Here is an 11987-nt window from a genome sequence, read left to right as displayed (position 1 = left end):
TTTTAATTCACGGAAACCTAACGTTTATCTACACCACCACTCGGATCGTAAGGGTATTTCTCATAATACTTGACAAATCCATTTACATCAAAAGGTAAATCCTTCATTTCTACAGGCGGATTGGCCAAAGCCTTAGTCTCTGGTCTGGCATTTGAAATTCCAGTATAAGACATCCCGTGCTTCTGTTCTCTGTTCGGATACTTTTCTGTCCAGGCCTCATGTCTTGCCTTCATTCTTTTAAAAGGTTCTTTCATATGAAAAGCCTGAACGACCATTGGGCTAACCTCTCTATGGTCATTATAAAGATCTATCACAGAAGTAAGGCCTGAGTTAGCTTGAGAAGGATCTTTATGAATCCAATGAATTTTAAATTGATCCTTTATAGTTGCCGCCAATTTTGAACCTTGGTATACAAATAAATAATCTCGTCGACCAAAGGTATCTCCATTAAACAATAAGGATGTTTGATCAATTCCATCAATAATTCTGTCAGTCGGAATGTATTTAGTAGCACCAGCAATTCTGGCAAATGTGGTAAATAGGTCTGCTATAGAGATCATATCTCCAGAGACACCATCAGGCTCTATAACCCCTGGCCATAAAGCTGCAGCGCAAACGCGAATACCACCTTCTGTAAAATCGCCTTTACCACCGGTAAACATTCCTTCACCCAATCCTGCTCCCGGAGGCGGGTTATGCGTCATAGGGCCGTTATCTGCCATAGCCACAATTAAGGTGTTTTCAGCCACACCTAATTCTTCTAGTTTCGCCCTTAACTCAGCAATATCAACTTCAACCACACGATTATAATCTTCTCCAACCATTCCTCTTTGTAAAGTGGTTTTTTGAGGCTGTGGAATAAAACTATACATCAAGGGCCACCAAGCAACATAGAAAGGTTTCTTTTCCTCTACACTTTGCGAAATAAAATTTAAGGCTCTTTTTCTGGATTCTCCATCAAAGTCTCTGTAATCTTCAATCCCTTGCGAGCCATTCCGCCATTCTTTGGCCAATTCCCCTTTTTTTCCTTCCAAATAAAAAACAAAGGACTTACTATTTACAAAACTTTTATCCAATTTATAAGGATTCGGAGCGAGCAATTCCGGTATATAATTAATAACGGCATTTGCAGCTTCTCCATTTATGTTGTACAAACTTGTTATCTGATTATATACTGCCCAAAAAGCTTCGTCAAATCCTTGGTTCTGCATATATGACTCTTCAACATCTCCTAAGTGCGTTTTCCCAAAAAAACCTGTTCTGTAACCTGCTTTTGATAATACTTCAGCAATGGTAACATTGTCTTTTGAAAAACCACTGTACTCAACTGGGAATCCAATTTGATATGTACCTGTTCGCACCGCATTCTGACCTGTTAAGACAGCTGCCCTACTAGGAGTGCAACCTGGTTCAGTATACATTCTGGCAAAAATCATCCCTTCCTCAGCCAATTTGTTTAATTCAGGTGTGTCATAGCCTCTCATTTTCTGATAAATACGATCTCCAAATGACATGGGCGGCTGGTCATCCCACATATAATGTACAATGTTTGGAGGTGTCTTATATTGTTTTTTGAGTTCATCAAGTTTCTTATCAAGATCTCCATCCTCAACTGCCCATTTTTTTCCATTTTGCGCTTCGATAATGTAATATTCAGCATCATGAATAATTTGATTTTGTGCTAGCATGTTTCCACATATTAACATTAAAATCATTATCAACAATTGGTATTTACTCTTTCTCATTAGGTACTATTTTAAATTATTATTGTGATTCAGTTTTGCAATTACAGGCTATTGTAGCACTTTAGTTTCAGGGTAATATTCCGCCCAAACACCCCAAAGAACGCTATTGTAAATATAAACTCTTTTTAATTTTCCATGGTTTGGCGTATTTCCAAAAACATCAATTTCGTCGACTTCTAGCTCGACGCCATCTTTCATTCTGTCAAAAGCTACAATTGTTTCGTATTCAGGAAAGTATACCAGAGCGATTCTTTTATCACCCACACTTAAATTAGAAACGCCATGTTTTTTGATATAGGTTTTGGTTACAGCAAGTTGTTCGTTTTTATCATCATCTCTATAGCCAATAACATGCTCTTTTGAAGGGAGCCTTTTGTCATCTAAATTAGCCGTATCGAACATCCAATCTTCTCCATGCCATGTATCTTCAGTTGAAAATACTGCTGCGATCATTTTCTCAACCACATCATCCCAAGCTTTGTATAAGACGGTACCCTGAGGGTATAGTTTTTTATATCCTCCCCATGTCATTTCTAATACAGGCAAGGGGTCAAGTTTGTAATCAGAAAATTCGCATTTTTGGGTTATCTGTTGAATAATCTCATCACTCTTAGTGTCCCAAATTAAAAGATTGTTGTTCACTTGGGCCAATACTTTAAAATCTACCGTTTCCCCATCAATTTCATTCAAATAAGGGCTCGCCAGATTGGTCATTACGCAATAAGTAAAAACAACCTGTTCTCCACCAAAATCACCTCCAAAGATATGGGCCTGCCAGATAACCTCTGGCGGATATGCCTTTTGCACACCATTATGGTCAACAACCAATACCCTGTCGTCATCATTTAAATAATCAGTTGCTTCAGCTATTGATATATAAGTTGAGTCATGTTGCTGAGAACGAAACATCAAATAAGGTGTAAGGTATTTGGATGCAACCATGGCACCCAACCAGCAAACTCCTATAATAACAATTACTTTCGTACTTAAAAACTTCTCTCTGTTCAATAAAAATACAGCTGCAACAAAAAGCAATAAAGAAATAACCTGGATCATTGTTCTATTGCTAAAATACCAGATGATCCAAGACTTATCTATGCCAAATATCTGACCTATATCGGTCATGATAACAACTCCAGACAAGGCGGATATCAGTGCTAAAAAAAGCAGCGTATAGCTAACAATTTTAATGCTTTTACTCGATTTGGTTGATGATTCCATAAAATTATTGTTTAATATTCAAATGTATAATCTTTCTATTAAAATATCTAGAAATGAAACAAAAATCCAATTTCAGGTCCGCTAATTAACATGTCATACTTAAAGTAATTAGAATCAGCACCAGATTCATAATCCATTGACAACCATCTGTAAGCCAAATCAATTTCAAATAGTTTAGAAAACTGGTATCCAACAAAAGGGTTTATTTGCCAAGCCAGATCTGATCCAACACCAAAACCACCAATATCTGCTAACATTCCTAACCTCCATTGACTCCCATCAAATCTAGTCATGACTCGAGCTACAAGCAATGGATCAAACCAAGTTTCTTTCATTGAAACGAACCTACCAGGAAGGGCTACTTCACCAGGCGCAATTTCTGCCGACTGTTCAATTGAATTAAATCTTCCACCAATACCTACTTCGGCCCATGGTGCAACCCTGTATAAACCGTTAAAAGTAAGGCCTAATTGTTTTATTTCCAGTTCAGCAATCCTACCTAAAATAGGTGTCTCTCCGGTCTCGCCTAACTTCATGTATAAGATATCCATGTTAACTGCCCATTTCGAATTTGAAGCTTCAAAAAACAACATAAAACCACCTTCCAATACATTGAATATATCTCCTGTACTTGCATCCACCTCAATAGGTATATCATTTATGGCTACATCCCCTTGCATTGTAGGGAGTAACAAATATGGAGCCGCAACAAAATTCCATTTTTTAGTATTCTCATCATCTTGACTCTGCGCTCTAATTGATATCGTATTGATGAATAAAAAACCTATAAAGAGAGCCAGCATCATAATATGATTATAGAACATAGACTTACCCTTTGTTTCTTCTTTGTTATTTAATGCCACTTTTCTCATGAAATTTCATTTAATAGTTAGTATGAATCATTTATTATAAAACATACAAATGTAAAAATTACTTATCTTTGAGAAGGTCCTAAATCGGCAAGAAATGATGAATAATGCTTTAAAAAACCAGATTAAATTCACTGGTTTTGATCATTTTGAAGAAATGATGAGTATATCAAACTTGGTTGAGCATTCACAAATGGATTGTGGTATTTTTACAGGAGAGTTGACCCAAATCATATGTGGCCCTGTAATTATTCACAAGCATAGCATGAATCGTAAGCTCTTACAAAATGGTATTGGGGCCTCAGGGTTCACAACTTTTTTGTTGACAGATAATTTAGAAGAAGGTCTATACTGGAGAAAAAAGAAATTAAACGGCAATACACTTGGAATTTTAAGAGATAACATGGAACATAGCTGTATTACTACTGTTAATTTTTCTGGTGTTTCTGTGACTTTTGAGAATAACTTTTTGGAGAGGTTTGTCTCATCAATGGGGTACCTCAATTTTTTCAAGACCATAAAAAATAACGAGACTTTGAAAATTGACAAAAAAGATGCCTCAATGATTCGTCAATTGATCAATAACCTCTGTAAATATGAAATAAAGGACACTGAAATAATTACAACTGATTTACCTAAACTTATCATTGAAACAATATTATCCGGCGATTCAAATACGAAACATAAAATAGGGCTTGGTAGAGGGATCGTGTTTGAAAAGGCAAAAAAGTTCATTCATGACAATTTAGAAAATCCTATAAATGTGCAATCACTCCTTAATGAATTGGGAACTAGTGAACGTAATTTAAGATATGCATTCAACCAACACGCGGGTATTTCTCCTAAAAAATATATTAACTACTACAAGTTAAATGAGGCGCGTAAGTTAATCGTTACCGGAAAATTTGAAAAAATAGTGGAATCTGCCCATCAAATAGGATTTTGGCATTCTGGCAAATTTGCCTCTGATTACAGATTGTTATTTGGAGAATATCCTTCAGAGACTACTAGATCTGGTAAATTTTATGGCTAAGTCAATGACACTTTCAGTAGTTTTCCCCAAAAACCTATACTGACCTTTTATAAGCTTCAAGCAACCATCCCTTCACTTCTTCATCTATCTGATCGAGCTCAGTCAACTGAATGCGATGTGTGCACATCGTCCCAAAAGGGCCTGAATTCTCTAAACATCCTTTTATCGGTATGTCCTTAAGTTTTAATCCCAAATCAATTCTTGATTTAGTTGCTGGTTTAATCAAGGCAAATTGTCTTTTTCTAACAATACTTACACTTGTTTTTTTCGGAGTGATTGTTATATCATCTCCAAAACCCTTTATCGTTTTCAATAATAAGTCATACATAGGAATCAAAGCTTCTTTACCCTGGTACTGGCTTCTAACCAATTCTCCTGCATCCTGTTTTTCTTCTTTTGATAAGCTAACAATTGTATTGGCAAAACCATGTGTAACCTGGTATTCCTTCTTAAGAAAATTGACGCCCTCTGAATGCTTGGTAAATCCTTTTGTTTTTAATATTGAATGCCATGCTTCTAAAGATTTACCCGTTTTTTCAGGCATATTGTTAATCATTGTTTGAAGTGCTTTATCCATAATAAAAATTTAATTTTAATGCTACTTTTTATCGAACCATAAGAATTGGTAAGCAATAAGATATGTATTGAAATCTGCGCCAGACACTGTAAATAACCCATTGGTATAAGCGGCTTTTAATGAGTTTTTATTATTAAGCCTATAGGCGAATGCCAAACCATATCTATTGTTCTTCATACGCGATTGTTCCACACCATTAAGTTCTGTCGTACCTCCGCGAACCCCACCGATTGAAGCTGCCAGCCAAATACCGGGTTTGAAGATATAAGTTGCATGAAACTGAAGCCCCCATAAAGGAGCTTGCTTGGAAACATTCCCGCCATAAAAATCATCATTTTCTTGAAAAAACCAACCCGAAACGTGGGTTTCTAAAACCAATTTATTTTTTATAGTATACGAACCTGCAAGTGATGCCTTCAATGCCCATCTATTACCACCAAGATTTATTAGTTTTTCGGGCTCATACTGTCCTAAAGGAACTTTGGCTCTTAGGGCCACTCCAAGTTTGAATTTTTGCTGTTCTTTTTTAAAAAATTCCTGGGGCTTTAATGGATCTACTCCAATCAGAATCATAGAGATTCGAACCAAAGGGTCACCAAAACCATTCTTCGTTGTAGCGGCTTCTTCACCTTCAAGCAAGGCTTCATAATCTCCTATTGCATAGGGGACAACCACATCGAATTTTGCTAATCGATTAAATAATTTAAAACTTCTGAAATAACCCAACCCGATGATACTCATTTTCGAATTCAGGTCTTCAATAGGAAGGGTATTATCGAGCAGTATTTCACCCTGTGAATAGCCATAAGAGGCTATGGCAATATTACTACCAGTGGGCATGGCAGATAAAAAGCCTGGTTCAAGATCCTGTGATAACAATTGGTTCTGAACCAACAAACTAAAAACACATAGTAAAAAGAAGCCTAATCTATGATTACATTGATTATTCATCTTCCTTTTACTATGTGTTTTTTTATCAATTTTCACTAATTAGTTTCTATTCAGTAACTGATATTTTCTCTAAAGAGACTGCCATTGCTTCAGCATAGGTAAGAATAAATACTTCACCTATTTTTAATTCAGTGATTAACTTTTCATCTTCCATAGGGATAGAAACATAGTTTCCATTTGGTCCTTTAACAGTTGCTACCATATTAGGTCTGTTCAAAACCTCTATCGTCACAACAGCTTTTACGATTGCACCTATAACAGCGGCTGGATCCATGCCTTCAGGGGCTTTTCCACCTTCTGCCATTATTTGAACAGGCTCAGCTAATTCTTCAGCCGTAGGATCTCTAAATTCGGCTTTGATGTATGTATAATAATCAAACTGCATTACATCATCAACCGCGATCTCGTCAAATCGTTCAATTTCTTCTCCAGCGGTCAAAGTAACCAAGCCACCTTCTTTAGACATTAAAGTGATTTCTCTTGTTTCCTTGTTGATGGCTGAAACAGTTCCTTGCATTGTAACTTGCTCCGATTTTTCACGTGCCTCTCTTCTTTCTGCTTTTTCCTGAGCAAAAGAGTTAGTGCTAAACAACATAATTGCTGCGATTGCAATAAAATAAATTTTGAATTTTTTCATTTGAATTTTTTTAAAGTTTGGTTATAAAATCTTGCGCTAAGATATAATATTTGATTGTTTTTTAGACGATTGTAGTATCACTATTCATAATTTGAGATAAATTAGTCTTCATAGTTATTATTAGAATCCATCTGACAAATTTGAACCATCACTTTTGCAATTTTTGTCGTCACATCTTCAAAGAATTTCTTTCCCTTTTCCAGGGTAGCTAATTTCGGATCGCCTATACCAGTATCTTCTGTTACTTTTGACCATTTCCTTTCTGTCCACAACCAACTCTCTCTAAAAGAATCAATTTTAGGCTTTTTTTCTCTTCCCGCTCCCCAATCTTTTTTTGGCAATACTAAATCAGGTCTTAAATACAACAATAAACTAGTTTCCATTTCTTCTGCATGATCACCGTCCAAATCAAAATAAGCTGCCCGATCCATAGCTTGAAACCAATTTGAAGATGCCAGGAACATATCCGGGAATTCAAGACCAAGTTCCCTCAACATGGTTTTAAAATCATTGCCGCCATGACTGTTGAAAATCAACAGTTTGTGAATACCCTGTCTATTGAGAACTGTAATTATATCTCTTAAAATTGCTAATTGAGTTGAAGGATTTAGATTAATATCCAGGTAGATATCGCTTTGCCCAGTATTGACACCAAAAGGGATCGTCGGTAACACGATAACCTTGGCTCCTTTATCCCAGGCTAATTTTGCCGATTCAGCCGCTAAATGATCTGATTCAATATTATCAGTCGCATAGGGTAAATGATAATTATGAGCTTCTGTGGCTCCCCAGGGTAATACAGCCAATTCTATCTTTTCATTCTTTAAATGCTTCCAGTTTGTTTCGGCTAAAATATAGGGTCTCATGGTTTAGGTTTGGATGTGGTTAAGATAGTGCTTAAATAGAAAATTGGAAAATGAATTTGAAATAAATATTGGGCTTTTGATTAATTCAATGACGATATAAAGAGCTTGTCATTTTGAGGAATCATATAGTATAAAACATAAGTTCCTGTTTTATCCGTGTGAATAGCTACTCCATCCATCAGTACATTTTCAGCATTTCTAATCTCAACTTTCTCCCAACTATTCGGAATATATGTTTTCAAAGTGAGAGGCACGTCATAAGTTTCTGGATCAAGATCAGATGTGAAATTCAATATGATTGTATCCCCTTCAGCCTTGCTACTTATCTCAATACTTTTTCTTTCCCTGATATATTTAGTCACATCCGCAAAAGTAGCCACCCAGAGATTGTTCTCGTTCTCTTTTATATAAGTGAAATAGGTTTCCAATTCACCAGCAGTTTTGGGTTCCCAACCGAAATTATCCACTCCATGAAAAACAAGAACCAGCCAAATATTATTGTTAGCAACACATTTGTCTATCCATGATTTCATTAGATCCATACTCGAATTGGTCAAGGGGCCCCGTTGCCATTGCACATATTCATTTTTAGACACCTCAGGGTCATCATCACTGGATCTATTTATTTCATCAAGATAAGTCTCTGGCATTCGATTGCGCAGCGCGGGATAGACTGATCTTGCGTATTCCATTACCCTCTCATTTTCTGTTCCATAGGGGCACTCGACAGAAAATGTGTACTGCTCACCCAGATTCTTGTATATCTCTGCTTTACTCTGTTCGAGTTCATATAATAGGTTGGCCTCGTCTAATACTGCCATCCTAGGATGTGTGATACTATGACTTGCTATTTCATGACCTTCTGTGGCATATTTTCTTAAATCTTCCCACCTAGTAGTATCTTGTGGGTTATCGTGATACACAACTTCTTCGGTGTTTTTTAAGCGGCTTCTTCGCAATTTTTCATAGGCCGTATCAATATTTTGATACGCTTCAGTAATCTTTCCTGCCTCAAAAAGTGATCCTGCATTTGAATGGGCTAATACGCCTTCACTAAAACCCGTAAACCCAATGAGAGAAGCTCTTTCAAAAAAATTAGTTTCATCTGTTTTCGTCGAGGCGGTTTCTCGAATAATTTCATCCTTTGATCTTCCAATAAATCTACCCTCGGCAGCTCCAGCCAGCTTGCCAGTTAGAATAAAAAAGGTTCCCGGGAGGTTCAATTTATTCATGATGGGTCTGGCCACGGTAAATTGTGTAATAATACCATCATCATAAGTTATCGATACAGCAGCTTTCTTGTTCCCCTGCCATTTAGTTACTTCAGTTTGCCCTATATGTTGGTCAAGTTTTTTTGTGCAGCCAGTAAAAAGCAATCCGCTTATGATTGATACTAGGATAAACTTTATTAATTTATGCTTTCTCATAATTATTAGATTAAAAAAATCAATGCTTATAAAACTCCATTGCCTTATTTGCCCTATAATCTTGGTCAAACAAAGTGGCATTGTCCCAATGTGAACCTTGACCCCATAACGTATGACATTGGGTTGACACCCAAGCTGGCTCCCAGTATACAAGGCCTTCCCCACCTGCATCCTGGATATTTTTTTTCAATTCATTAAGATAATCCAATTGCCCCTGTTGCGTGGCAGGATAACCCGAAATCAGCGACTTATTGTCAAGTATATTATTAGCGGAGTCTGCATTATTCATCGTAAAAGGATAAGCAGTTTCAACCACCATCAACCTCTTTTTATAATTGTCAATTAAGGTTTTAAAAGCACTTCCAACCTCATTCAGATCATATTCAGACCATATCGGATAATATGATAAACCTATCCAGTCATAATCATTTATCCCGTTTTCTGTGGCTTCTTTGAACCACCATAAAGCATTCTCAGGTTGGGCAATGTGCAACATGATTCCTATCTCTTTTTGCTGTTCTTGTGAAACTTGCCTTACTGCTTCTATGCCTTTATTGATTAAATAGGCATTTCTGCTCCAGTCAATTGGCCAAACCAACTCTTCTCCCTGCAGTATCATTGGGTTGATTTCATTACCCACTTGTACTATTTCCGGTAATAATCCTTCTTCAGAAAGATCAGTAAGTGTTTTAAATGTATAATCATAAAGCAAAGACCCCAGTTTCTCTTTATCATCAAAAGCATCTTCCCAGGCTGAAGGAATTTGCTGTTTTGCAGGGTCAGTCCAGGTATCTGAGTAGTGAAAATCCAATAATACCTGCATGCCTTCTTCTTTTGCCCTTCTAATTGTTTTCAGTACATCCTGGTAATCCGAATAGTCAGTCCAGCTCGGGTTATGCCATAAACGTACACGCACCAAATTAGCACCGGCATCACTAAAAATAGTATAGGGATCTTCAACAAGATTTTGGGAATTTCGATAAACCGCACCACAATCGATCATTTCATTAACATATGAAAGATCAGCACCATAATAGAAATCAGTTTGTGTATTGGAATTTTCAGGATTTTCAGCCCCCGGAGGTATTATTGGGTCTGGCCCTGACTGCGGCAGGTCATTACTTTCACACGAAAGCAAAGTCGTGAAGACTATAAATAGTAAACTTATCATCCTTATTCTTATCATGGATTGATTTATATTAAATAAATCTGACCAAATCAGATCTCAGCTGATCTGTTTTCAAAGGTAGTTAATATCAAAAAAAAAGCCCATCTTCTGATGGGCTTTTTTAGTGTAAAAAAATTCTTTATTATGAGATAACTCTTACGTTAACTGCATTTAATCCTTTTTTTCCTTGTTCTAGTTCAAACTCTACTTCGTCATTCTCACGAATTTCGTCTACAAGTCCTGAAACGTGTACAAAATGTTCTTTACCTGTTCCTTCCTCGCTTATGAAACCGAATCCTTTAGCGTCATTGAAGAATTTTACTCTACCTGTATTCATTGTAAATAATTTATAATTTTGATGCAAAGATACTATTTTTTAATGAAATAACTTTTTTTTAGAGATTATTTTTTTAGGGCATTGACAAACAATCATTTTACGACGCTTAAAAAAAAGTATTCTTTTTTCCATTATCTTTATGAGCCTTAAAATATTGAATCTTTAATTTACTTCTTAACACGATTTTCCATGACCCCACATGAATCAATTTTACACTTACAGAATAAAATGTCTGTCTCAATTATTGGCCAGTCTAATTTAATAGAAAGACTAATTCTAGTGCTTCTTGCCAATGGCAATATGCTTTTAGAAGGTCTTCCCGGATTGGCCAAGACCAGAGCTATTAAATCTTTAGCCAAAGAACTGGATTGTGGTTTGAGCCGAATACAGTTTACGCCAGATCTTTTACCATCTGACATTACGGGTACTGAAATTTACCAACCTGAGGCAAAAGAAAAATTTATATTTCAAGAAGGACCAATTTTTAGTAACCTGATCCTGGCTGATGAAATTAACCGGTCTCCGGCAAAAGTCCAATCTGCTCTTTTGGAAGCAATGGAAGAAAGGCAAGTTTCTGTAGCCGGGAAAACCTATAAAATGGAACCTCTTTTTATGGTAATGGCTACACAAAATCCGGTTGAACAAGAAGGCACCTATCCCCTTCCTGAAGCTCAAATGGATCGATTTTTAATGCACGTCATGATCGATTACCCTGATGATGCATCTGAATTAAAAATTATGAGGTTAAATCGAGAGGAGCAATCCAAAGAAAAGAAAGAGGAAAAAAGATTGTCTCCAACAATCATATTTGATGCTAGAAAAGAAATTGAAAAGATCCCCATTTCTGAAACAATGGAAAAGTATATCGTCGACATTATTTCAGCAACCCGTTATCCAGAAAAGTATACCGAGGAGCTGAGAAACTGGATTGATTTTGGCGCGAGCCCCAGAGGTAGTATCGCCATTGATCGTGCCAGTAGAACACATGCATGGATGCATGGAAATGACCATGTAAGCCCGGATAATATCAGAGCTGTAGTCCATGATTGTTTACGACACAGGCTCATATTAAGTTATGAAGCCAATGCTGACGGAATTACTGCGGATAAAGTTATTGATGAAATACTTCAACAAGTAGCTGTTATAGCCTGATCGT

Annotated in this window: 12 protein-coding genes; 2 read left to right on the top strand and 10 right to left on the bottom strand. The window is 36.6% G+C overall.

What is annotated here, in order from left to right:
* Window positions 1-17: 17 nt before the first annotated feature.
* The 3 genes from QWY87_RS05000 to QWY87_RS04990 are packed head-to-tail and all read right to left on the bottom strand — an operon-like array spanning window position 18 to window position 3838.
* Window positions 18-1745 carry a sulfatase-like hydrolase/transferase gene (locus QWY87_RS05000; RefSeq protein WP_290289000.1) on the bottom strand — a complete coding sequence of 576 codons (1728 nt, stop codon included), beginning with the start codon at window positions 1743-1745 and terminating at the stop codon, window positions 18-20.
* A 48-nt stretch (window positions 1746-1793) separates the two neighbouring features.
* On the bottom strand, window positions 1794-2966 hold the full coding sequence (locus QWY87_RS04995) for a DUF3179 domain-containing (seleno)protein (protein WP_290288998.1): 1173 nt from the start codon (window positions 2964-2966) through the stop codon (window positions 1794-1796).
* A gap of 47 nt (window positions 2967-3013) precedes the next feature.
* Entirely contained in the window at window positions 3014-3838 is an 825-nt protein-coding gene (locus QWY87_RS04990; RefSeq protein ID WP_290288996.1) for a hypothetical protein, read from the bottom strand.
* A gap of 94 nt (window positions 3839-3932) precedes the next feature.
* On the opposite strand from QWY87_RS04990, the gene QWY87_RS04985 reads away from it, so the two are divergent.
* Window positions 3933-4868: a helix-turn-helix transcriptional regulator gene (locus QWY87_RS04985; protein WP_290288993.1), complete on the top strand. Its 936-nt coding sequence runs from the start codon at window positions 3933-3935 to the stop codon at window positions 4866-4868.
* 34 nt (window positions 4869-4902) lie between these two features.
* Here QWY87_RS04985 and QWY87_RS04980 read toward each other — a convergent pair whose 3' ends face one another.
* From QWY87_RS04980 to QWY87_RS04950, 7 genes are all read right to left on the bottom strand, one after another.
* Window positions 4903-5445, bottom strand: a complete 543-nt coding sequence (locus QWY87_RS04980) for a DUF5655 domain-containing protein (protein WP_290288991.1) — start codon at window positions 5443-5445, stop codon at window positions 4903-4905.
* A 21-nt stretch (window positions 5446-5466) separates the two neighbouring features.
* Window positions 5467-6396 (bottom strand): transporter, encoded by a 930-nt coding sequence (locus QWY87_RS04975; protein WP_290288989.1) that lies wholly within the window; start codon window positions 6394-6396, stop codon window positions 5467-5469.
* 46 nt (window positions 6397-6442) lie between these two features.
* Window positions 6443-7033 carry a hypothetical protein gene (locus QWY87_RS04970; RefSeq protein ID WP_290288987.1) on the bottom strand — a complete coding sequence of 197 codons (591 nt, stop codon included), beginning with the start codon at window positions 7031-7033 and terminating at the stop codon, window positions 6443-6445.
* Between the two features lie 101 nt (window positions 7034-7134).
* Window positions 7135-7899, bottom strand: a complete 765-nt coding sequence (locus QWY87_RS04965; protein ID WP_290288958.1) for a creatininase family protein — start codon at window positions 7897-7899, stop codon at window positions 7135-7137.
* An 80-nt stretch (window positions 7900-7979) separates the two neighbouring features.
* A complete protein-coding gene (locus QWY87_RS04960) occupies window positions 7980-9326 on the bottom strand; it encodes a polysaccharide deacetylase family protein (RefSeq protein ID WP_290288956.1) in 1347 nt (448 codons plus the stop codon).
* A gap of 19 nt (window positions 9327-9345) precedes the next feature.
* The gene (locus tag QWY87_RS04955) at window positions 9346-10512 is read right to left on the bottom strand and encodes a glycoside hydrolase family 53 protein (protein WP_290288954.1); all 1167 of its coding nucleotides are present in this window, start codon (window positions 10510-10512) and stop codon (window positions 9346-9348) included.
* Between the two features lie 124 nt (window positions 10513-10636).
* Entirely contained in the window at window positions 10637-10831 is a 195-nt protein-coding gene (locus QWY87_RS04950; protein ID WP_290288952.1) for a cold-shock protein, read from the bottom strand.
* Window positions 10832-11020: 189 nt separating this feature from the next.
* Between QWY87_RS04950 and QWY87_RS04945 the strand changes: the two genes are divergently transcribed.
* Entirely contained in the window at window positions 11021-11983 is a 963-nt protein-coding gene (locus QWY87_RS04945) for an AAA family ATPase (RefSeq protein ID WP_290288951.1), read from the top strand.
* The last annotated feature ends 4 nt before the right edge of the window (window positions 11984-11987 follow it).

This window comes from Lutimonas halocynthiae (assembly GCF_030409835.1).
Taxonomy (GTDB): domain Bacteria; phylum Bacteroidota; class Bacteroidia; order Flavobacteriales; family Flavobacteriaceae; genus Lutimonas; species Lutimonas halocynthiae.
Note: the sequence above shows the minus strand (reverse complement) of the source record. Positions and strands in the feature narration are given on the sequence as shown.

What these genes read in the sequence shown, in the direction of transcription:
- QWY87_RS05000 (WP_290289000.1), bottom strand. Translation starts at nt 1,745, where the DNA reads ATGAGAAAGAGTAAATACCAATTGTTGATAATGATTTTAATGTTAATA.
- QWY87_RS04995 (WP_290288998.1), bottom strand. Translation starts at nt 2,966, where the DNA reads ATGGAATCATCAACCAAATCGAGTAAAAGCATTAAAATTGTTAGCTAT.
- QWY87_RS04990 (WP_290288996.1), bottom strand. Translation starts at nt 3,838, where the DNA reads ATGAGAAAAGTGGCATTAAATAACAAAGAAGAAACAAAGGGTAAGTCT.
- QWY87_RS04985 (WP_290288993.1), top strand. Translation starts at nt 3,933, where the DNA reads ATGATGAATAATGCTTTAAAAAACCAGATTAAATTCACTGGTTTTGAT.
- QWY87_RS04980 (WP_290288991.1), bottom strand. Translation starts at nt 5,445, where the DNA reads ATGGATAAAGCACTTCAAACAATGATTAACAATATGCCTGAAAAAACG.
- QWY87_RS04975 (WP_290288989.1), bottom strand. Translation starts at nt 6,396, where the DNA reads ATGAATAATCAATGTAATCATAGATTAGGCTTCTTTTTACTATGTGTT.
- QWY87_RS04970 (WP_290288987.1), bottom strand. Translation starts at nt 7,033, where the DNA reads ATGAAAAAATTCAAAATTTATTTTATTGCAATCGCAGCAATTATGTTG.
- QWY87_RS04965 (WP_290288958.1), bottom strand. Translation starts at nt 7,899, where the DNA reads ATGAGACCCTATATTTTAGCCGAAACAAACTGGAAGCATTTAAAGAAT.
- QWY87_RS04960 (WP_290288956.1), bottom strand. Translation starts at nt 9,326, where the DNA reads ATGAGAAAGCATAAATTAATAAAGTTTATCCTAGTATCAATCATAAGC.
- QWY87_RS04955 (WP_290288954.1), bottom strand. Translation starts at nt 10,512, where the DNA reads ATGATAAGAATAAGGATGATAAGTTTACTATTTATAGTCTTCACGACT.
- QWY87_RS04950 (WP_290288952.1), bottom strand. Translation starts at nt 10,831, where the DNA reads ATGAATACAGGTAGAGTAAAATTCTTCAATGACGCTAAAGGATTCGGT.
- QWY87_RS04945 (WP_290288951.1), top strand. Translation starts at nt 11,021, where the DNA reads ATGACCCCACATGAATCAATTTTACACTTACAGAATAAAATGTCTGTC.